At 36.5% G+C, this 21,933-nt stretch carries 18 protein-coding genes; 15 read left to right on the top strand and 3 right to left on the bottom strand.

The window, feature by feature from the left end:
* Positions 1-50: 50 nt before the first annotated feature.
* Genes F927_RS13455 through F927_RS13445 form a run of 3 tightly spaced genes read right to left on the bottom strand, consistent with a single transcriptional unit; the run spans position 51 to position 3,783 of the window.
* Positions 51-2,237, bottom strand: a complete 2,187-nt coding sequence (locus F927_RS13455; RefSeq protein WP_005085846.1) for a polysaccharide biosynthesis tyrosine autokinase — start codon at positions 2,235-2,237, stop codon at positions 51-53.
* Positions 2,238-2,254: 17 nt separating this feature from the next.
* Positions 2,255-2,683, bottom strand: a complete 429-nt coding sequence (locus F927_RS13450) for a low molecular weight protein-tyrosine-phosphatase (RefSeq protein WP_004637394.1) — start codon at positions 2,681-2,683, stop codon at positions 2,255-2,257.
* Positions 2,683-3,783 (bottom strand): polysaccharide biosynthesis/export family protein, encoded by a 1,101-nt coding sequence (locus F927_RS13445; protein WP_005085845.1) that lies wholly within the window; start codon positions 3,781-3,783, stop codon positions 2,683-2,685. The genes F927_RS13450 and F927_RS13445 overlap by 1 nt, the downstream gene beginning before the upstream one ends.
* Before the next feature lie 314 nt (positions 3,784-4,097).
* Here F927_RS13445 and wecB point away from each other — a divergent pair, with 314 nt between their 5' ends.
* From wecB to pgi, 15 genes are all read left to right on the top strand, one after another.
* A complete protein-coding gene (wecB, locus tag F927_RS13440; RefSeq protein WP_005085843.1) occupies positions 4,098-5,231 on the top strand; it encodes a non-hydrolyzing UDP-N-acetylglucosamine 2-epimerase in 1,134 nt (377 codons plus the stop codon).
* 217 nt (positions 5,232-5,448) lie between these two features.
* Positions 5,449-6,726, top strand: coding sequence for a Vi polysaccharide biosynthesis UDP-N-acetylglucosamine C-6 dehydrogenase TviB (tviB, locus tag F927_RS13435; protein WP_005085841.1), 1,278 nt, complete (start codon positions 5,449-5,451; stop codon positions 6,724-6,726).
* An 18-nt stretch (positions 6,727-6,744) separates the two neighbouring features.
* Complete coding sequence (locus tag F927_RS13430) at positions 6,745-7,770, top strand: NAD-dependent epimerase/dehydratase family protein (RefSeq protein ID WP_005085839.1); 1,026 nt, start codon at positions 6,745-6,747, stop codon at positions 7,768-7,770.
* A complete protein-coding gene (locus tag F927_RS13425) occupies positions 7,767-9,020 on the top strand; it encodes an oligosaccharide flippase family protein (protein WP_005085838.1) in 1,254 nt (417 codons plus the stop codon). The genes F927_RS13430 and F927_RS13425 overlap by 4 nt, the downstream gene beginning before the upstream one ends.
* Before the next feature lie 3 nt (positions 9,021-9,023).
* Positions 9,024-9,968, top strand: a complete 945-nt coding sequence (locus F927_RS13420) for an ATP-grasp fold amidoligase family protein (protein WP_005085837.1) — start codon at positions 9,024-9,026, stop codon at positions 9,966-9,968.
* Complete coding sequence (locus F927_RS13415; RefSeq protein WP_005085834.1) at positions 9,965-11,071, top strand: glycosyltransferase family 4 protein; 1,107 nt, start codon at positions 9,965-9,967, stop codon at positions 11,069-11,071. The genes F927_RS13420 and F927_RS13415 overlap by 4 nt, the downstream gene beginning before the upstream one ends.
* Positions 11,071-12,369: an O-antigen polymerase gene (locus F927_RS13410; RefSeq protein WP_004637406.1), complete on the top strand. Its 1,299-nt coding sequence runs from the start codon at positions 11,071-11,073 to the stop codon at positions 12,367-12,369. The genes F927_RS13415 and F927_RS13410 overlap by 1 nt, the downstream gene beginning before the upstream one ends.
* Positions 12,369-13,520, top strand: coding sequence for a glycosyltransferase family 4 protein (locus F927_RS13405; RefSeq protein WP_004637407.1), 1,152 nt, complete (start codon positions 12,369-12,371; stop codon positions 13,518-13,520). The genes F927_RS13410 and F927_RS13405 overlap by 1 nt, the downstream gene beginning before the upstream one ends.
* A complete protein-coding gene (locus F927_RS13400; RefSeq protein ID WP_004637408.1) occupies positions 13,517-14,134 on the top strand; it encodes a sugar transferase in 618 nt (205 codons plus the stop codon). The genes F927_RS13405 and F927_RS13400 overlap by 4 nt, the downstream gene beginning before the upstream one ends.
* Positions 14,121-14,783 carry a NeuD/PglB/VioB family sugar acetyltransferase gene (locus F927_RS13395; RefSeq protein ID WP_005085831.1) on the top strand — a complete coding sequence of 221 codons (663 nt, stop codon included), beginning with the start codon at positions 14,121-14,123 and terminating at the stop codon, positions 14,781-14,783. Before F927_RS13400 ends, F927_RS13395 begins: the two co-directional genes overlap by 14 nt.
* Before the next feature lie 96 nt (positions 14,784-14,879).
* Positions 14,880-16,055 (top strand): DegT/DnrJ/EryC1/StrS family aminotransferase, encoded by a 1,176-nt coding sequence (locus F927_RS13390; protein ID WP_005085829.1) that lies wholly within the window; start codon positions 14,880-14,882, stop codon positions 16,053-16,055.
* 150 nt (positions 16,056-16,205) lie between these two features.
* On the top strand, positions 16,206-18,080 hold the full coding sequence (locus tag F927_RS13385) for a polysaccharide biosynthesis protein (protein ID WP_005085827.1): 1,875 nt from the start codon (positions 16,206-16,208) through the stop codon (positions 18,078-18,080).
* A 13-nt stretch (positions 18,081-18,093) separates the two neighbouring features.
* A complete protein-coding gene (gene galU, locus F927_RS13380) occupies positions 18,094-18,969 on the top strand; it encodes a UTP--glucose-1-phosphate uridylyltransferase GalU (protein WP_005085826.1) in 876 nt (291 codons plus the stop codon).
* A gap of 17 nt (positions 18,970-18,986) precedes the next feature.
* Entirely contained in the window at positions 18,987-20,246 is a 1,260-nt protein-coding gene (locus tag F927_RS13375; protein ID WP_004637413.1) for a nucleotide sugar dehydrogenase, read from the top strand.
* 2 nt (positions 20,247-20,248) lie between these two features.
* Positions 20,249-21,922, top strand: coding sequence for a glucose-6-phosphate isomerase (gene pgi / locus F927_RS13370; protein ID WP_005085824.1), 1,674 nt, complete (start codon positions 20,249-20,251; stop codon positions 21,920-21,922).
* Positions 21,923-21,933 lie beyond the last annotated feature (11 nt).

The following is a 21,933-nucleotide window of genomic DNA, read 5'->3' as shown; positions in this document are numbered from 1 at the left end:
ATAAAGCCAGATCATTGATCTGGCTTTATCATCATGTAAACAAAGAGGGTTTAGTCGTCTTTGTTATTTGCTTTGTAGGCATAGGCATAGTTATAACCATAGCCATAACCACCGCTTGCACGTTGAATATCATTCAAAATGAATCCATTTACTTTGACGCCAGCTTGATCAAAACGATTCAAACTGAGCTCAAGTTCTTTCATTTGTGATTTGGCATAACGAGCAACCAATAAAGTAACGCCGACGTATTGAGAAATGATAATACCATCCGTTACTGCCAAAATTGGTGGCGTATCTATGATGATATGGTCGTATTGAGGGCTGAGGGTTTCAAGCAATGTTTTAAATTGCTCAGAGCTTAGAATTTCAGATGGATTGGCTGGGTTTTTGCCACGAGTCATGATACTTAAGCCCGACACTTCGGTTTCCTGAATCACTTGGCTCAGTTCAGCTTGACCAGTCAGTAATTCAGCAAGTCCTGGTTTCACGTCTTTGTTAAAGTATTTATGCAAATAACCGCGACGAAGATCCGCATCAATCAGTAAGATCTTTTTATTACTTTGAGCAAAGATCGTTGCAAGATTGGTTGAGATGAATGACTTACCGACCTCAGGTGCAGGACCTGCGATCATCACAATATTGTTTTTGGCATTGCTCAGTGCAAAGTGAATGGCGGTACGAATACTCCGTAAACTTTCGACAGCAATATCATCACTATTTTTAACAGCAAGAATAGGAATGCTCTTTTTCTTTTTCAAAATACTCATACGAGTTTCTTGAACTGGGGAGCGTGGTACTGTTGCATAGACAGGTAGATCAAGCTCTCGTTCAATCTGAGATGAATCTTTAATCCCGGTACGTAACATATTGCGTAATAAAGCAATCAAAGTCCCAATGAAACCACCAAGGAAAATAGCAAGTATTAGAATTTGCAACTTTTTAGGTTTAATTGGTTCTACTGGTTCTACAGCAGTATCCACAATACGTACATTACCAATCTCGCCAGCTTTGGCAATACGAAGCTGTTGGTAAGAGTTTAACAACGCTGTGTACAATTGCGTGTTGACTTCAACTTCACGATAAAGCTGTAAATATTGTCTTTGTAGATCAGGTAATTGTTTTAATGTGCTGTTCAAATCGGCAATTTGCTTTTTTATCGCAGTGATTTGGGCATTAATTTCACGCATTGCTGGGTGTTCTGCCGTATATTTGGCTGCAATATCTGCTTGTTTCTGTTCGAGTTCAATCTTTTTAGTTTCTAATGTGATGCTCTGTGTGAGGTATAATTCAGATTCTTTGGTAACGTCCACAGTATTGTACTGTTGGCGGAACTTATTGAACTCGCGTTCAGCTTTGTCGAGCTGTTGTTTTAACTCTGGTAATTGTTCATCCAAAAACTTGAGTGTTTGAGCTGTTTCTGCCGATTTTCGTGCAACATTTTGTGCGCTATAAGCGGATAAGATTGCATTGAGCACTTTGGTGATGTGTTGTTTATCTTCACCTTGATAGCTCAGTCCTAAAATTCCAGTTAATTTACCTTTTTCTGCAACGGAGTACCTAGCACTAATTGATTTTACTGCAGATGGTAAGGAAAATTTACTAATCAGATAATCCGTATTAAGCTGATCCTTTGAGAAAACATTCAGCTTCCAGGTTCCGTAGCGATTGGATAGTTGATTTTCCTGATTCATAGGTGCAGATAACAGCACTTCATCAGTTTTTGTATCAATTAATTCAAACTGATTCCCTTTAAATTGTAAACGAAGAGTTTTATCTAAAAATTCATTGGGTACTTCAAATTTGCGAATTTCAAATACTTTTTGATTATCCTGAAAAGTGACACCCTTAGGGCTATATTCTGATGCATAATTTTGCTTGCCTAGCAATCGTTGTGCAAAAGTATCATTGGGATTTGAAATATTGAGATCGAGATTTAATGCTTGTATCACTGAACCAAGGACTAAGCGCGATTTTAAAATTTCGATTTCAGATTGGGCTGGGGATTTTTGGTCAATAACCTGAGAAAGATCACCCAGAAGTGCAGCTGAAGCACCTTTACTACTTTCAACTTGTACTAGCGCATCGACGGAATATGTATTTGGTGTGGTACGCAAATATAATAATGCACATACAAGACTGAGCATGACGCATAATGCGATCAGTTTCCATTGTGCCAGTAGCGCAAAGAAAAGTTCCTTTAAGTCAATCGTATCTTCAGTATTGGTATTTTGGCTCATAATCTTAAATCTAAAAGTTAAATATATTTTTTCCAATCAGCCACACACTGCTGAATCAGCTGGCATGTACTATCAAAAAAAGCTTGATCATGTTGATAGGGATCGGACACATTCTTATTTTGCCAATGTCCTAGGCGAAAGACTTTGCCTTTAGCAAATGGCCATGTTTGTTCAATATGTTTTTGTTGATTTTGACTCATCACCAAAACCAAATCCGCATTTTTAAGATGTTCGGCTTTTAGCTTTTTTGCAATATGTGCACTCATGTCGATATCAAGTGCTTGCATGCAATGCAGCGCTTTTTCATCTGCTGGATGACCTGTTAAGCCTGAGATACCAGCAGATTCAATATGAAGTTGGGGGTAGGCTTGCTTTAAGAAATATTCTGCCATTGGACTGCGACAGATATTTCCTACACAGATCACCAAGATATTTTTAATCTGCATCAGTTCCCCAAACGATCAATATTATATAAAGCACTTGAGAAAGGAATAATTTGGTTGACCACTCGCTGCCAACGCGTTAAACCAGTTGCATCCACATAGACAATATCGTTACTGCGCAATTTAAATTGATTGGCAAGACCAAAATCACCCAAGCTCATCAAATTCATATGATACAGTGCCGTGCTGCGGTCATTTGGATTGGTTCTGAGTACGTAAATACGACTAGCACTGCCTGATAGCGGGTTGATTCCTAAGCTTTCACCTAAAGCATCACTTAAGGTCATGCCTTGATCACGCATAGGTAACGCCTGATTCTTACCAGATTCACCCATCACATAAATTTTTTGATTCTCTCTCGTGCTCACATAAATCGTATCATTCGGTTGTACTAAAAGTTTATGTAGTGAGTAGCCTGACTTTTCAAGCTCGATTGTGTTCAGATCGTAAGTTTGACCATTACGAATCAACTGAATATAAGTATTTGCGCCTTTGTCATTAATGCCGCCGGCCATACCAAGTGCAGTATAAATACTGGTTGGCTGGTCATTTAAATAGAATTGACCACCACGAAGCACACTGCCTTGTACTGAATAACGTTGGCCCTGATAAGATAAAACACGAACGATAACATCAGGATTTTTTAAATAACGTGCAAACTGGTTACGTAGTTCAGTATTCAGTTGTGCCAAACTTTTCCCGGACGCTTTATAACGACCAACTAAAGGGAGTTGAATATAGCCACTCGCATCAATCGGGTAACCTAAAGCTTGGACAGCTTGTTCATTGTTTACAGTATTAACTGATGGAGTGATTTCAGGGTAAGCCCACAGTTGAATTGAAAGCACATCACCTGCACTTAAACGATAGCTGACTTGTTGTTTTTGAAATAAAGTGTTGTATTGATGCTGATAGTTCACTTGTGCAGGTTGCACAGCAGCTAGGTTTTCCTGATCTATCTTAATGACATTGACTGTTGTTCCCAGATCGGTGGTATACAGCCCTTCTGCTGGGATGTCATAGGTTTGTAAGCCCGAGGTAACAGCACAACTAGTTGCAGCGATACTCACCGCGAGAATAGAAAAAAGCTGATAATACTTCACACACGACCCTTGATTATTTATATCTAATTAATATCAGTAGCCTAAAAACTCACAGTCTTGAGGCCCAGAATTTGTCCAATTCTAGCTGAAAAAACTCAAAAAAGCATTGAGAAATATAGGGGCTTTGTATGTTTAGTATTACTGCAATGATCGGCATTTATAAACAGACTTTTCTTTCCTGTGAGGATTTTTCGCTTTGAACAGAACCTTTTTATTGTAATTGTAACTTAATGAAGTAAAACAGTTCTGAACAGTTTTCGTTGAGAGGATGTGTTGTATGATGGCTTCGTATAAAAAATAATAGGTGAGATCAAATGAAAAAAAGAATTTTACTGATATTCGGTACACGACCAGAAGCAATTAAAATGGCACCTTTAGCATTAAAATTACAAGCATACGATCAAGACTTTGAAACTAAGGTATGTGTGACGGGGCAGCATCGTCAGATGCTCGATCAAGTTTTAGAATTATTTAGTTTAAAGCCTGATTTTGATCTTAATTTAATGAAACCTGGACAAACCTTATCGGATGTAACTTCAGGCGTTTTGAAAGGACTCGAACAAGTATTTGCAGAATGGATGCCTGACCTGATTCTTGTGCATGGCGATACTGCAACAACTTTTGCAGCCTCACTAGCGGGTTATTATCATAAAATTAAAATTGGTCATGTCGAAGCAGGTTTGCGTACCGGTGATCTTTATTCACCTTGGCCAGAAGAAGCAAATCGTCAACTCACGGGTGTACTCGCAAATTATCATTTCGCGCCAACCCAGTCATCTTATCAGAATTTGATGAATGAGAATGTTGATCCCGCAACAGTGGTGATTACAGGGAATACCGTGATTGATGCTTTACTTCAGGTTAAAACCAAAGTGGAACAAGAGCAGCAACTCATTAAGACGTTCGAGCAAGAATTTAGCTTTTTAGATAAAAGTAAAAAATTAATTTTAGTTACCGGCCATCGCCGTGAGAACTTCGGGCAAGGTTTTCTCAATATTTGTACTGCTTTGGCAAACCTTGCAAAAAAATATCCTGATATTCAGATCGTGTACCCTGTTCATCTAAATCCAAATGTACAGCAGCCTGTAAATGAACTGCTGGCAAATATTGACAATGTTTTTCTGATCGCACCTCAAGATTATTTACCCTTTGTTTATTTGATGAATCGTAGCTATTTAATCTTGACCGACTCCGGTGGTATCCAAGAGGAAGCTCCTTCTTTAGGTAAACCAGTTTTAGTCATGCGAGATACAACAGAACGCCCTGAAGCTGTTGAGGCAGGAACGGTGCGTTTAGTAGGCACCGATGTGAATACAATTGAAAATGCTGTGATTGATTTATTAGAAAATCTAACAACCTATAAGACGATGTCTGAAGCACACAACCCCTATGGTGACGGCACGGCTAGTCAGACAATCGTTGACTTTATGATAAGTAAATTGATTTAAACATTACTAAGTATAAAACTTACCATTTAATTTATAATATTGTGATGAGCTTCACAATATTGGGTTGGCAGTGTATGGGTTATGAAAGCTTGTAAACACATTCATACAATTGAAATGTAGAGGCTATAAAAAATCTACTATATAGTACGCGCAATTATTTCATTGCTGTTCTATGCAGTATCTACAGATAAAAATTGTAAGGGATAAGGCTTTATTTATGCTAACACTTGCCGAGTTAAAAATAGCAATTATTGGTTTAGGGTATGTCGGTTTACCACTGGCAGTTGAATTTGGTAAGAAAGTCTCGGTTGTTGGATTTGATATTTATCAAAAGCGTGTAGATGAACTTAAAAGTGGGCAAGATCACACGCTAGAAGTTTCGCCAGAAGAATTAAAGCAAGCCTCTCATTTGAGCTATACAGCAGATTTAGACGATTTAAAAGATTGTAATTTTTTTATTGTCACCGTTCCAACTCCGATTGATGACTATAAACAACCCGATTTAACACCTCTAATAAAAGCCTCTACGAGTATTGGTAAAGTCTTGAAAAAAAGAGATATCGTTGTTTATGAGTCAACTGTTTATCCTGGGGCAACAGAAGAAGCATGTATTCCAGTGCTTGAGCAGGTATCTGGTTTAAAATTTAATCAGGATTTTTTCGCAGGCTATAGTCCAGAGCGTATTAATCCAGGTGATAAATTGCACCGTGTGACTAATATTCTTAAAATTACGTCTGGTTCAACGCCAGAAATTGCTGAATTTGTTGATCAGGTTTATAACTTAGTTATTGAAGCGGGAACGCATAAAGCACCGAGTATTAAAGTTGCTGAAGCTGCTAAAGTAATCGAAAATACGCAGCGTGATGTCAATATTGCACTGATTAATGAGTTGGCTGTGATCTTCAATAAGATGGGCATAGATACTGAAGCCGTACTTGAGGCTGCAGGTACTAAATGGAACTTCTTGCCATTCCGTCCTGGTTTGGTTGGGGGGCATTGTATTGGGGTTGATCCATACTACTTAACTCATAAAGCTCAAGCAATTGGTTATCACCCTGAAATTATTCTTGCTGGTCGTCGTTTAAATGACAATATGGGTGCTTATGTCGTTACTCAGCTTGTTAAAGGAATGATTAAAAAGAAAATTCAGGTGGAAGGTGCCAAAGTTTTAATCCTAGGCCTTAGTTTTAAAGAAAACTGCCCAGATATTCGAAACACCAAAATTATTGATATAGTAGCTGAGCTAAAAGAATACGAGACACAAGTTGATGTGTATGATCCGTGGGTTGACCAAGCAGAAGCTGAGCATGAATATGGGATTACACCCGTTCAGTCAGTTGAAAAAAATACTTATGATGCGGTGATCTTGGCTGTTGCGCATGAGCAGTTTAAAGAAATGGGTGCTGATGCTATCCGTGCTTTGGGTAAAACAAATCATGTTTTATATGACTTAAAATATGTTTTATCTCAAGCAGAGTCAGATATCCGTTTATAAATCATAAGGAAACTAAAAATGAGCCAATATCAATCAGTGTGTGAGCAATTAAAACAACAGCCTAAAATCTGGTTAATTACGGGAGTTGCTGGTTTTATTGGCTCAAACTTGCTTGAGACCTTGTTAAAACTAGATCAAAAAATCATTGGCCTAGATAACTTCGCAACGGGTCATCAACATAATTTAGATGAAGTGCAGAGTTTAGTTACGACAGAACAGTGGGCGAGATTCACATTTATCCAAGGTGATATTCGAAATCTTGAAGACTGTCAAAAAGCGTGTGCAAATGTTGATTACGTTTTACATCAGGCAGCTCTAGGTTCAGTCCCTCGTTCCATTGCTGATCCAATTACGACTAATGCCGCAAATATTACAGGTTTTCTTAATATGTTAGTAGCTGCTCGTGATGCACAGGTAAAAAGTTTTACCTATGCAGCAAGTAGCTCGACTTATGGCGACCATCCTGCACTTCCTAAAGTAGAAGAAAATATCGGTAATCCATTATCTCCATATGCTGTAACTAAATACGTTAATGAGTTATATGCAGATGTATTCGCTCGTACATACGACTTTAAATGTATTGGTCTACGTTATTTTAATGTATTTGGAAAGCGTCAAGATCCAAATGGAGCATATGCTGCGGTAATTCCAAAGTGGACAGCGGCAATGATTCAAGGCGATGATGTCTTTATCAATGGTGACGGTGAAACCAGTCGAGATTTCTGCTTTATCGAAAATACAGTTCAGGCAAATATTTTAGCTGCTACTACGATAAATGAAGAAGCAAAAAATCAAGTCTATAATGTCGCTGTAGGAGATCGAACTACCCTAAATGATTTATTTAATGCGATTAAATTTGCCTTAGGCGAAAATAAGGTGATTTATGAGAAAGAGCCTGTATATCGTGACTTTAGAGCTGGAGATGTAAGACACTCACAAGCATCTGTCGAGAAAATTCAAAAATTTTTAGGATATGAGCCTAAATTTCGTATTGATAAAGGAATTAATATAGCAATGCAGTGGTATGTAAACATTTTAAAATGAGAAAAAAATTAATTAAGTTTTTAGCAGTTCCTGGTAGACAGAAAATTATAGAAAATTTTCTGTCTTTAGGATTTGTTAAGATAACAACAATGTTGTTGCCTTTACTTATTATACCTCATTTAATGAACACCATAGGTTTAGAGTTAATAGGCCTATTGGCAATAGTCACTGCTATAAGTGCTTATTTAAATACCTTAATAGACTACGGATTTTCCTACACGGGTACACGTGAAGTTTCTATAAATAAATTTGACAATAGAAAAAACACTATTTTATTAATGGAGATTACAACTTGTAAGATATATTTAAGTATATCTGGGATTGTATTGTTAATATTCCTGTCGGCCTTCATTCCTTTTATTAGAAATAATATTTTACTAATTGGTCTATCTTCTTTAAACGTTATGCTTCTGTCTTTATGTCCCTCCTGGTTTTTTCAGGGGTTAGAAGATATGAAAAAAATAGCTATAGGTGAGGTTTTTGGTAAGATAATTTCTTTTTTTCTAATATTATTTTTGGTTAATAATAAAGAGCAGATATATCTAGTGCCTGCATTTTATATAGTAGGTCAGTTGTTCAGTTTTTTTCTTTATTTTGTTTTTGTTTTTAAATATTTAGACTTTGAAAGTATTCAAATAGTAAGCTTAAAAAGAGTTGTGTTAAAATTAAAAAAGGACTGGAGTATGTTTGTTAATATTTTACTTCCTAACTTTTATAATATATATTCTTATATAGTTTTAGGTTTTTTTGGTACATTAGCTCATGTAGCAATATATGATATAGCTAGAAAAGTTATGAATATTTCAGAACAAGCTTTAGGAATAATATCTAAAGTATATTTTCCTATTCTTTCTAGAGATATATCAAAGTTTAAGGAATTCTTAAAAGTTATTCTTCTTTCTAGTCTAGTTTTATTTTTATTGCAAATATCTTTAACACTTTTTGGTTTGAAATTCATTTTTCATGATAATTTAAACCTTGCTAGAAGCTTAATGTATATACAAACCCTGGCTCCTATTATATATGGTTTAATGATAGCTTATGGGATAAATTTATTAGGAGCACTTGGTGAGGATAAAGCATTAAGAAATATAACTATAATTACTTCATTAATAGGATTCTTTATGGTAAGTATTTTAACTTATCTATATATGGCAGTCGGAGCATTGTTGGGTGTTATGTTTACTTGGTTAGTAAGGTTTGTACTGTGCTATTTGAATTCTAAAAAGATCGATATGGTTAGGGTGTAAAATATGTATTTTTATCTTAAAAAATATATTAGAGATTTATCTAATAATAGTAAATTTCTAAAAGCTATTTATAGTTTTTTAAATGTCATAAAAACTAATTCTACCTCAAAAATGAGTGACGAGCTTTTTGCAAAGATAAAATATAGGGAAAATACAGGGAAAACTTTAGATCTTGAGAATCCTAGATTTTTTAATGAAAAACTATGGTGGCTTAAAATAAATAACAGAAACTCTCTTATGACTCAATGTAGTGATAAGGTTGAGGTAAGAAAATATTTAAAATCAATAGGTTTAGAAAACCTTTTAACAGAAATATATGGAATATACGATAAAGCAGAAGATATTCCATTCAAAGAGTTAAACGGTAAATATTTTATAAAATGTAATCATGTTTCAGGAATAAATGCACTTTATGACAGTTCAAATAAAGATAATTTTGATTGTGATAAAATTGTCAAAAAGTTCAATTCAGCTTTAAAAATGAATTATTACTTTCAATCACGAGAGTGGAATTATAAAAATATTAAACCTAAAATTTTAGTAGAAAATTTTTTGGAGACTACCGAGCCTTTATTAGATTTTAGATTTTTCTGTTTTCATGGTAAGGTCAAAATGATTTTTGTTGATATTGATACAGCGGCTGAGGATGGTACACATAATCCTTCTGCTAAACGAAATATCTATGATCGTGAATTTAACTTAATGAATTTTACTGTAGGAAGACAGAATTTTGATACTAGTCTAGTTAAAAAACCAAATAATTTAAATGTCATGATTGAGTATGCGGAAAGAATTTCTAACCCCTTTGTTTTTTGTCGAGTTGATTTATATAACTTAAATGGTGACATTAAATTTGGTGAAATTACTTTTTATCCTGGTGGTGCAACACAGCAGTTCAGTAATGAGGAAGCTGATCTAGAAGTGTCTAGTTGGTTAAATATCAAATGAGAAAGGTTGTACATATTATTATAGGTTTAAATGTAGGTGGGGCTGAATTAATGCTTAAACGGCTAATTTTAAATAGTCGGTTGGAAGGTAAATTTAAGCATGAAGTCATTTCCTTAACAGACCTCGGAGTAATTGGTAAGGAATTAAAACAAGAGGGAATTACTGTATATACTTTGAATATGAGAAATATCTTGTCTATTTTTGAAGTATGCTTTTCTTTAAGAAAGTTATTGAAAGAGATTAAGCCAGATATTGTTCAAACCTGGATGTATCATGCGGACTTTATTGGAGGAGTAGTCGCTAAGACCCTAAAAATAAAAAAAATTATATGGGGGATTCGCACTACTGATGTTTCTCAAGGTGGTTCTAAGCTAACAGTTATATTAAGTAAAATTTGTGCAAAATTATCTTATTTTATTCCATCAGATATAATATGTGCCGCACATATTTCTAAAGAGGTCCATGTCAAGCTGGGTTATGATGAAAAAAAAATGCACGTTATTCCCAATGGTTTTGAATTAGATAAATTAGTAGCTAGTAAAGAAGATCGTCAGAGAATACGGCAAGAATTTAATATAAGCAATGATGCTATTGTAGTTGGATCAGTAGGTAGGTTCAATGTTGTTAAAAATCAAAAATTTTTTATAGATGTGGCAGAGAATCTAGTTGAGAAGTCTCCAGAATTAATATTTATGTTAGTTGGAAGAGATAATACAAACGAGAATAAAGAGTTAATGAGGTGGATTAAGGGAAAAAAATTAGAAAATAATTTTAGGCTACTAGGCCAACGTAAAGATATCCCGCAATGTTTAAAAGCAATGGATATTTTTTGTTTACATTCTAAGACTGAAGGTTTCCCTAATGTTGTAGTTGAGGCAATGGCTACAGGCTTACCAGTAGTTAGTCGAGATGTGGGGGATAGTAAATATTTGATAGATAATAGAAGACTAATTCAAAATGAAATAGCTAATTTTAGTAAAGAAATTATAAGATTAATAGAAAATCCTCAATTAAAAGAGGATATAGAGATTTTTAATATAAAAAGATCTAGAGACTTCTCTATTGATAATTTCATTAAAAATATAAATAGGATTTATATTTGATGGCTATTTTTCTTATTGTCTTAATGCTTTTTTCATTAATATTCTGGTTATTTAAGGAATATAAGCAGTTTGGTGTTAGCTTAACTTTTATGGTGCTGGTGTGGTCTGTAGTTATTTATTGTTTAGCCCCATTAGCCTTAATTTTTTCTTATAATAAGGTTGCTAGTCCTAGGTTTTTATCAAATATTTATGATATTAATTATTTGGCTCCAATTTTTGTGGTTTTTATTTTTTTTGTTTCTATGTATTTAGGAACTTTAATTATGCGAAGTAAGAAATTTAAAATTGAGATGGATTTTAGTGCTAAGCAAGTAAGAAAAACCTCTCTAATTATTTTTCTTGTTGGTTTATTTTCTTTATTATTTTTTATTAAAAGTTATGGGGGGTTGGAATATGTTTTATCAAATATGTCGCAGATAAGAAGTGGTACTGATGACAATAAAAACTATTTAGCTGCATTTGTTGCTAGTTTCTCGAAATATATAAATCTCTCTTTTATGATTATGCTTGCTTTTATTTTTTATAAAAAACAAGTGAAAAAAATAGATTATTTATTTTTTGTGATTATATCTTTTTTTGCTTTATTTTCTATTTATTTAAGTGCTGGTAGAGAAGCAGGTATAGCTTTCTTGATTTCTATATTGGTGGTTTATCTTTCTATCCACAAAAAAATTCCTATATTAGCGACTTCTATTTTTGCATTTATTGCTTTTATATATATATTGTTTGGTAAAACTTTTTTATTTGCTTTAAATAATGAAAATTTTGATAAGGATGTTTTTTTTGAAAATGATTTTTTAATAACTTTGTATGATTCTTATAATATTATTGTTTCGGAATTCAGTCATCAATACTTATCTTTGATTAACTTTATGCAATATGATTATAATTTTAGGTATTTAGGGGATTATGTTTATTGGGTATTTAAGCCTTTTAAACTTTTAGGTTTTGATATTCCTGATTCAATATCATATTTTAATACCTATATAGTTTACGGGGTTTGGGATAGCGAAATACCACCAGGAGCTGTAGCTTTTGGATATTTACAGTTAGGTATCATCGGAGTTATTTTACATGGTTTTATTTTAGGTATTTTCTTTAGGTTTTTTGATATTATGTTTAGAGCTAAAAGCCAAGAAAATCCTATTTTATTAGGTTTTTATGCTTTTTTGGTTACTTCTTTTACTTATATGCTCTCTAATTCTGATCCAGCTTTATTTCTGCAAAATAGAATACCTAATATCTTATTTTTAATTCTATTATTATGTTTTTTCAATACTAAGATAGTGAGGAAGTAATGAACAAAAAATTTATTTTAATTTGTAGTTACCTCCCATCAGTTTTGAATTTTCGTGGAAAGTTACTTCAAGCTGTTCAACGTCAAGGTTTTGAAATTCATATTATTGCGCCTGATTTGAGATTGTTTAAAACAGAACAACAGGAGTTGGAAGCTTTAGGCTATTATATACATGCAATACCAATGCAACGTACTGGTACTAATCCACTCAGTGACGTTAAAACATTATGGGCAACATATAGACTGATGCAAAAAGTAAAACCAGACTATGTATTATCCTATACTATTAAGCCTGTTATTTATGGCACCTTAGCTGCATGGCTAGCTAAGGTACCTCATCGTTTTGCGCTGATTACTGGACTTGGTTATGCATTTCAGAATGTAGAACAAGGTAGTCGTCGCAGTTTTTTTCAGAAGCTTGTGCATGGACTATATCAATATGCACTTTTACATAGCCACAAAGTATTCTTTCAGAATCCCGATGATCAACAATTATTCCACGATCTAAACTTAGTTAATCACAATAAGCCTACAGTAGTCGTGAATGGTTCTGGAGTAAATGTTCAAGACTTTACAGTTGTTGAGCCACCTAAAAGTAATTCTGGACAAATTAAGATATCTTTTTTGCTTATTGCACGTTTATTGGTTGACAAAGGCGTAAGAGAGTTTGCTGAGGCAGCTAAACAGATTAAGCAAATATACCCAGAAACTGAGTTTCACTTGGTCGGATGGATCGATGAGAACCCAACAGCGATTACTCAACAAGAATTAGACGAGTGGATTGCGGATGGTAGGCTGAAATACTGGGGTAAACTTTCTGATGTACGTCCTGCAATCGAAGTTAGCTCTGTATATGTATTACCTTCTTATCGAGAGGGAACACCTAGAACTGTGCTTGAGGCTATGGCAATGGGAAGAGCTATCATTACAACGAATGCACCTGGCTGTAAAGAAACTGTAATCCATGGCGATAATGGATATTTAGTTGAGGTTAGATCTGTCCAGAGCTTGTTAGAAGCTATGAAGATATTAATTGATTCTCCTGAGTTAATTGCGAAAATGGGCAAAAGATCTCGTGAAATTGCTTTAAATAAATATGATGTTGATGCAGTTAATAAACATATGCTAACTGAAATGGGATTATTGAAATGATCAAACGTTTATTAGATATTGTAATTGCCTCTACTGCATTAGTCCTTTTATCTCCTTTATATGTTTTTGTGGCTTATAAAGTAAAAAAGAACTTAGGTTCGCCAATATTGTTTCGACAAGTACGTCCAGGTCTCCATGGTAAACCATTTGAAATGATTAAATTTCGCACTATGAAGGATGCTCTGGATGAACAGGGTAATCCTTTGCCAGATAGTGAACGTTTAACACCTTTTGGAAAAATGCTTCGTTCGACTAGCTTAGATGAAATGCCAGAGCTGTGGAACGTGATTAAAGGTGATATGAGTGTTGTGGGACCCCGGCCATTACTGATGGAATATTTACCACTTTACAATAAAGATCAAGCCAAGCGTCATGATGTACGTCCAGGTATGACGGGCCATGCGCAAGTCAATGGACGGAATGCCATCAGCTGGGAAGAGAAGTTTAAACTAGATACATGGTACGTTGAAAATCAGTCGATCTGGTTGGACTTTAAAATCATGTTGAAAACAGTGAAAAAAGTGATCGCTAAAGATGATATCAGTGAAGCAGGCGAAGCAACGATGACCAAGTTTACAGGTTCAGCATCGGACAATCAGAATGAACCACAATAATATTTATGCTGTTTATGGCGCCTCAGGTTGTGGCCGAAGTTTAATGCCAGTTGCCCGTCAGCACTTACAACGGATGGGCATCCAAGCCGAACTCTACTTTATAGATGACAGCTTGGTCGCGTCTCAAAAGATTAATGGTCATGTGGCATTAAACTATCAGACTTTCAAAGATTTAAATTACTTAAATAAACATGTGCTTATCGCGATTGCCAATAGTAGTGTTAGAGAAAAGATAGCCAATCGTCTTGCAGAAGATGGAATGAATCTATGGTCTGTATATGCTGACAATACCTTGTTTATGGATGAGGTTGAGATCGGAGAGGGTGCTGCGCTGAGCCCATTCGTGACAATTACGTCAAATATCAAGATAGGTAAATGCTTTCATGCTAATTTGTACAGTTATGTCGAGCATGACTGTGTAATTGGCGATTACGTCACCTTTGCTCCTGGCGTAAAATGCAATGGCAATATTCATATAGAGGATCATGCATATATTGGGACAGGTGCAGTAATTAAACAGGGCACACCTGATAAGCCTCTAGTTATTGGAAAAGGTGCTGTTGTGGGTATGGGCGCTGTGGTAACTAAAAGTGTACCGGCAGGCATAACAGTGGTAGGAAATCCTGCACGTATATTGGAAAAGAAATAATACAAACTGTATGAAAAAGACAGTTTTTTCATATAAGTAAATGATAGCGGAAAAGCATGCCATTTTTGATAATGGTCAATGAGAAGGTAAATTAAGATGTTAAACACTGCATTTGAACCATGGCCAAGTTTCACTCAACAAGAAGCAGATGCCGTATCTAAGGTATTACTTTCAAATAAGGTGAACTATTGGACGGGGCAGGAGTGTCGCGAATTTGAAAAAGAGTTTGCTACATTTGCTGGTACTCAATATGCGGTAGCTTTAGCGAATGGAACGGTTGCATTGGATGTAGCACTTAAGGCATTAGGTATCGGTGCTGGACATGATGTGATTGTGACATCTAGAACTTTTCTTGCTTCAGCTAGTTCAATTGTCACAGCTGGTGCAAATCCTATATTTGCAGATGTTGAGTTAGATTCTCAAAATATTTCGCGACGAACCATTGAAGCTGTTTTAACACCTAATACTAAAGCGATTATCTGCGTGCATTTAGCAGGTTGGATGTGTGACATGGATCCGATTATGCAACTTGCTGAGGAAAAGGGTTTGTATGTTATTGAAGATTGTGCTCAGGCTCATGGTGCTCAATACAAAGGCAAACCCGCTGGCTCTATCGGACATATTTCTGCTTGGTCTTTCTGCCAAGATAAAATCATGACGACAGGCGGTGAAGGCGGTATGGTCACCACCAATGATGAAATACTTTGGAAAAAAATGTGGTCTTATAAAGATCACGGTAAGAGCTACGATAGCGTTTATAACAAGCAACATCCTCCAGGTTTCCGATGGTTACATGATTCGTTCGGCACGAATTGGCGTATGATGGAAATGCAGGCTGTAATTGGTCGTATTCAGTTACAGCGTATGCCTGAGTGGACTCAGCAGCGGACGATTAATGCAGAAAAGATATGGGCTGCTTTTGATGATTCACCATATTTTACAGTACATCGTCCAAGTGAGGATTATGTGCATGCTCACTATAAATGCTATGTCCAAATTAATGAGCAGGCGTTACCTGAAGATTGGTCGCGTGATCGAGTGATGCAAGAAATTAATGCTCAGCAAGTGCCGTGCTTTAGTGGGTCATGTTCAGAGGTTTATTTGGAACATGCTTTTGATGATACTGCTTGGCGACCTGTTGAGCGTCTGAAAAATGCACAACAACTCGGTGAAACGAGTTTAATGTTTTTGGTTCATCCAACTTTGAGTGAATTGAGTGTTCAAAAAACCGTAGATGCAATTGAGAAATTACATACATTGATGGTCAATTAGAATCGCAGACTAATTCATAAAAATAGTAGGATGTGAGGTGCATATCTTACTATTTTAAAGATAATGTACATCATATGTAAAAGTTATTTCGAGTGAGATCAGAAGTGCGTATAAAGATCGAACTGAATGTAGGATGATTAGAAGATCACTGTGAAAAAGATTATTCATCAATTTGCCTCAGCGCCAAGATTATATAAACAACTTTTTCTTGTTTTTTTAGACATTTTAGTCTTCCCAATCATTTTATGGTTGTGCTATTCCATTCGCCTGTTTGATATAGGTGCGCAGGTTATTCCTGGTATTGATCATGGGATTCTCCTCGTCAGTTTGATTGCGGTGATTAGCTTAGGTGTTACAGGTGTGTACCGATTTATCGTAAGAACCTTTGATGAGGTTTTTATTGTTAAATTGGCATTTGCTGTCGCATTGACCATGATTGCTTTATATGTGCTTAATGCATGTACTGAAGCTTATGTGCCTATGTCGATTCCATTCATGTTCGGTTTTATGATGTTTGCATGGGTTTGGGCGAGTCGTGCATTTATCCGTTTTGTGGTGAAAGCCTCTTTCTATTCTGAACTTGGGCGGAAAAGAATTGCAATTTATGGTGCAGGGGATGCAGGTCAACAAATTGCAGCTGCATTGAACCGTTCTGATGATCATTTGTCCGTATTTTTTATTGATGACTATGCATCATTACAAGGTCAGATTGTTGGTGGTTTAAAGGTTTATTCGGTAGAAAAGGCACTACAACGTTTCGAAAAAGATCGCATCGATGAAATTCTTTTAGCCTTGCCTTCTGTTGGTCGTGTACGCAAAACTGAGATCATTCAACAATTTGAATCTGCTCGTGTTAAAATCACCGAGCTGCCTGGTTTAACCCAGTTGGTGGATGGTGAAATTCGTGTTTCAGATATTCAAGAAGTCGATATTATTGACTTACTAGGACGTGATCCTGTACCACCAATTGCTCATTTATTGGTTAAAAATATTCAAGATAAAGTTGTGATGGTGACAGGTGCTGGTGGTTCAATTGGCTCAGAACTATGTCGTCAAATTATTAAAAACCAACCCAAACTTTTGGTGTTATATGAACTCACTGAGTTTGCATTATACGATATTGATAAAGAGCTAAGACGCACCGCAACCTGCGAGATTGTTCCTATTTTAGGAACGGTACAAGATCAGCAAAAGCTTGAGCGAATTATCGAACAATATCACATACAGACGGTCTATCATGCGGCTGCGTATAAACATGTACCATTAGTTGAATGTAACCCAATTGCAGGCTTAAAAAACAATGCAATTGGTACGGCAAGTAGTTTGAATGCAGCAGTGAAAAAGGGTGTAGAAACCTTTGTGCTTATTTCAACAGATAAAGCGGTGCGACCGACCAATGTGATGGGGGCGTCTAAACGTATGGCTGAGCTTTATTGTCAGGCTGTTGCCGAGACGAAGCCAAATACGCAAATCAGTATCGTTCGTTTTGGTAATGTTCTCGGTTCTTCGGGTTCGGTGGTGCCATTATTTAAGCAGCAAATCGCTGTCGGTGGTCCAATTACAGTGACGCATCCAGATGTAACACGCTACTTTATGACCATTCCTGAGGCATCACAGTTGGTGATTCAAGCTGGCGCATTAGGTTCAGGCGGTGATGTATTTCTGCTGGATATGGGAGAGCCTGTTCGCATCCAAGATCTCGCACGTCAAATGATTAAACTCAGTGGTTTAAAAGTGCGTGAAACAGGTTCTTTAGAGGGTGATATTGAAATCGCTTATAGTGGTTTAAGACCAGGTGAAAAACTGTATGAAGAGTTGCTGATTGATCAGGAAAATACAGAATACACCCAACATACGCGAATTCTTCGTTCTTTTGAAAAGCATTATCCGCTAGAAGAGATCCAAGATATTTTTGCTAGAATCAACCAAATGACAGCGATTGATCATGATGTGGACTGGGCTTTGACCCAGCTGGAACATTATGTGGACGGTTATAAGCGTAGTGGCGAAGTCAGAGTGAATTAATTCGAGAAAAGTTATGATCAAAAAAGCAATTTTACCTGTTGCAGGTTTAGGCACGCGTTTTCTGCCAGCAAGTAAATCCATTCCTAAAGAGATGGTAACGGTGGTAGATCGTCCAGCGATTGAATATGTTGTGAATGAAGCAGTAAAGGCGGGAATCGAGCAAATTATTTTGGTTACGCATTCTTCCAAAGCATCGATTGAAAATTATTTCGATCGCAACTTTGAGCTTGAAACAACGTTAGAGCAAAAAAAGAAATTCGATTTACTCAAAGAAATTACTGATATTCTACCAAAACATGTCAGCGTCGTGAGTGTACGTCAGCCGCAACCTTTAGGGCTAGGACATGCTGTGCTTTGTGCAAAAGATATCGTGGGGGATGACGCTTTTGCTGTTTTGCTGCCTGATGTGTTGGTGAAAGATACTGCGCCAGAAAATGATTTGTTGCTCATGATTCAACGCTTTGAGCAATCGCAAGCTGCGCAAATTATGGTCGAAGCAGTGCCTGATCACTTGGTCGATCAATACGGTATTGTAGATGTGGCAAACTCTCCAAATGAAGGTGAGAGTATTGTTATGCAAGGGATTGTTGAGAAACCCGCAGTGGGAACAGCACCTTCGAATTTATCGGTTGTGGGTCGTTATATCTTACCTGCCAAAATTATGACAATGTTGGAAAATACCCCTCGTGGTGCGGGTAATGAGATTCAATTGACAGATGCTATTGCAAGCCTGCAACAACTTGAACCTGTTGAAGCCTACCGTATGAAAGGTCAAACCTTTGATTGTGGCAGTAAGATTGGTTATCTTAAAGCTGTATTACATTATGGTATTGAACATCCAAAACTGGGTGAAGATTTTAAGGGCTTAATTCGCGAGTTAGCCCTATAGGTTTAGGGTTAACGGTTATGAAAATCGCAGTTTTTGGCAATACCTTATATGCTGGGGTGATGTCTGCACTTCTATCTGAATCTGGGCACTTTGTGTATTGGTGTTCAGATACTCAGAAACAACAAAATGATTTGCAATATGCATTTCATGATGAAAATGTCAGCCGCTTATTAGAAAAACAGTTGAAGAGTGGGTTTCTAAAATATGCTGCGCTTCAAAATCTTCCTTTAGATATCGATGGATATTTATTCAGCTTTAATCAAACTCAAGAAGCCTTCGTTTTTGAGCTTTTAGAGACTCTTAAGCAAAGAACCATTATTCACCCCAAGTTAATGATCAATGCTTCGACCTTTGGCTTACATGGCACTGAGAAAATGCAGCAGATCCTTTCAGAAGATGATTGGGTTTATTTACCTGATACAATTCAGGAAGGTAATGCTTTGCAAAGTCTAACTCAAGCGAAGCAGTTAATCGTTGGGTGCTTAGACAGTCGTGCCCAAAGCAAAGTCAAAGAGTTATTAAGACCTTTTTTTCCTCTAGAGCAACAATATTTGTTCATGCCAATTTTGGATGCGGAGTTTACCAAACTCAGTATTTCAGGCATGTTAGCAACCCGAATTAGCTATATTAATGATTTAGCGGTGGTTGCTGAAAAACTCGGTATTGATATCGCTTCGGTTAGACAGGGAATGGCTGCGGATAATCGAATTGGTGCTGCCTATTTGTATCCTGGTGCAGGCTTTGGTGGGGAGAATTTTTCTCATGATGTTTTGACGTTGGCAAGTACTGTTGCAAATACTGGAGTCAAAAGTCAATTACTCGCGCAAGTTTGGGATATTAATGAACAACAAAAAGAAATTCTGTTCCGTAAATTGTGGAATTATTATCATGGAGAATTACAAGCCAAAACCATAGCAATATGGGGGGCTTCATTTAAGGAGAATACTTCAAGTATTCAACAATCACCGATACATCAAATGTTAAAAGCATTGTGGGCGCAAGGCGTAACGGTTCGTTTACATGATCCACAAGCATTAGATGAAATCGCGATGATTTATGGTGAAAGAGCCGATTTAATTCTCTGTAATGATCAATATGATGCAGTACATCATGCTCACGGTTTGTGTGTCTTAACTGCTTGGAAGCAATACTGGAGTCCAGACTTTAAGCAACTCATTCAGTTGATGGAACATCCGTTGATTTTAGATGGGCGCAATATATATGATCCTCATTATGTGAAAGCACAAGGTTTTGCTTATATGGGTGTGGGGCGTTAATTATGATTAAACACATACAGCCTTTTCCTGTACAAGAGCAGGCTTCTGTTTTAGAGCGTTTAGTCTCTTTGCAAAAGCAATTTAAAGATGTCCACCTCAATACTTTGTTTGCAGATGATCCTGCGCGTTTTAGCCTCTTCTCGGTTGAACATGATCAAATTGTCTTGGATTTTAGTAAGCATCGTGTTGATCAAAACATCTTAAAAGCGTTGGTTGAACTCGCAGATGCACAAAGCCTAGGGCGTTGGATCAAAACATTATTTTCATCTGAGCAAATTAATTATACAGAGCAGCGCGCAGCGATGCATTGGGCATTACGACTGCCACGAGATTCAGCGTTTCAGTCTGAAATCACAGCACAAGTCCATGCACAACTTGATCGTATGTATGCCTTAGTAGAAAAAATTCATGCGGGACAATATCGCGGTGCAACAGGTGAAGTGATTCAAGATGTGGTCAATATCGGTGTTGGTGGATCCGATTTAGGTCCATTGATGGTGACTCATGCACTGTCTGATTTTAAAGTCTCGACGGTTAAACCTTTAGCTGTACATTTTGTTTCCACCATGGATGGAAGTCAGTTATCTGATTTATTACATCAGTTACGACCCGAAACAACGCTTTTTATTATTTCATCAAAATCGTTTGGCACCATTGATACGCTTTCCAATGCACAAACTGTTCGTCAATGGTTAGAAAAAGCATTAGGTAGTAATGATAAAATTCTGAAAAATCATTTTATTGGGGTTTCAACTAAGCCTGAAAAAATGACGGAATGGGGCATTGCAGCTGATAAACAATTGCAACTTTGGGATTGGGTCGGTGGTCGTTACTCTCTATGGTCTTGTATCGGTTTGCCAATTGCATTAACCATTGGTGTAGCAGGTTTTAAGCAACTGTTGGCTGGTGCGCATGCGATTGACCAACATTTTCAAAACGCGTCATTTCATCAAAATATTCCTGTCTTGATGGGCTTGCTAGGTGCATGGAATAACAATTTTCTAGATATTCAGACCCATGCTGTATTGCCTTATGACGGACGCTTAAAATATTTTGCGGCGTATTTACAGCAGTTAGAAATGGAGTCGAATGGAAAGTCGATTCAGCGAAATGGAGATAAAGTCGATACTGCAACTTGTCCAATTGTGTGGGGCGAGGTTGGACCGAATGCACAACATGCATTTTATCAACTTTTACATCAAGGTACACATTCGGTGAGTTGTGATTTTATCGCACCCGTAAAACGCTATAACGGCAATCAGTTTACCTATGTGGAAAATGCAGATGCATTAGTTGAACAGCATCATTTAGCATTATCAAATTGTTTGGCACAATCAAGATTATTGGCTTTTGGTAATCAAGCCCTTGCGGTTGATGAGTTACAGGATTTACCTGCTTATAAGCAATATTCAGGTAATCAACCAAGTTCAACAATTCTATTAAAAGAGTTAAATCCTTATAGTTTAGGGATGTTGATTGCAATGTATGAACATAAAGTCTTTGTGCAATCCGTACTCTGGAATATTAATCCTTTTGACCAATGGGGTGTTGAGAAAGGCAAAGAAATTGCCAATCAACTGTTACCAATCCTAAATCGTGAACAAGATGATATATCCAAATTTGATGTATCTACTCAAGGACTACTCAAGATTATCTTGGATAAGTCTATAAATTGATTTCGCGAACA

Source organism: Acinetobacter haemolyticus CIP 64.3 = MTCC 9819 (assembly GCF_000369065.1).
Taxonomy (GTDB): domain Bacteria; phylum Pseudomonadota; class Gammaproteobacteria; order Pseudomonadales; family Moraxellaceae; genus Acinetobacter; species Acinetobacter haemolyticus.
The sequence above is the reverse complement of the archived record's forward strand: the minus strand, read 5'-3'. Positions and strand labels throughout refer to the sequence as shown.

Bases quoted from the DNA above. Each gene is read 5' to 3' on its own strand.
- F927_RS13455 (WP_005085846.1), bottom strand. From the start codon at position 2,237: ATGAGCCAAAATACCAATACTGAAGATACGATTGACTTAAAGGAACTT.
- F927_RS13450 (WP_004637394.1), bottom strand. From the start codon at position 2,683: ATGCAGATTAAAAATATCTTGGTGATCTGTGTAGGAAATATCTGTCGC.
- wecB (WP_005085843.1), top strand. From the start codon at position 4,098: ATGAAAAAAAGAATTTTACTGATATTCGGTACACGACCAGAAGCAATT.
- tviB (WP_005085841.1), top strand. From the start codon at position 5,449: ATGCTAACACTTGCCGAGTTAAAAATAGCAATTATTGGTTTAGGGTAT.
- F927_RS13430 (WP_005085839.1), top strand. From the start codon at position 6,745: ATGAGCCAATATCAATCAGTGTGTGAGCAATTAAAACAACAGCCTAAA.
- F927_RS13425 (WP_005085838.1), top strand. From the start codon at position 7,767: ATGAGAAAAAAATTAATTAAGTTTTTAGCAGTTCCTGGTAGACAGAAA.
- F927_RS13420 (WP_005085837.1), top strand. From the start codon at position 9,024: ATGTATTTTTATCTTAAAAAATATATTAGAGATTTATCTAATAATAGT.
- F927_RS13415 (WP_005085834.1), top strand. From the start codon at position 9,965: ATGAGAAAGGTTGTACATATTATTATAGGTTTAAATGTAGGTGGGGCT.
- F927_RS13410 (WP_004637406.1), top strand. From the start codon at position 11,071: ATGGCTATTTTTCTTATTGTCTTAATGCTTTTTTCATTAATATTCTGG.
- F927_RS13405 (WP_004637407.1), top strand. From the start codon at position 12,369: ATGAACAAAAAATTTATTTTAATTTGTAGTTACCTCCCATCAGTTTTG.
- F927_RS13400 (WP_004637408.1), top strand. From the start codon at position 13,517: ATGATCAAACGTTTATTAGATATTGTAATTGCCTCTACTGCATTAGTC.
- F927_RS13395 (WP_005085831.1), top strand. From the start codon at position 14,121: ATGAACCACAATAATATTTATGCTGTTTATGGCGCCTCAGGTTGTGGC.
- F927_RS13390 (WP_005085829.1), top strand. From the start codon at position 14,880: ATGTTAAACACTGCATTTGAACCATGGCCAAGTTTCACTCAACAAGAA.
- galU (WP_005085826.1), top strand. From the start codon at position 18,094: ATGATCAAAAAAGCAATTTTACCTGTTGCAGGTTTAGGCACGCGTTTT.
- F927_RS13375 (WP_004637413.1), top strand. From the start codon at position 18,987: ATGAAAATCGCAGTTTTTGGCAATACCTTATATGCTGGGGTGATGTCT.
- pgi (WP_005085824.1), top strand. From the start codon at position 20,249: ATGATTAAACACATACAGCCTTTTCCTGTACAAGAGCAGGCTTCTGTT.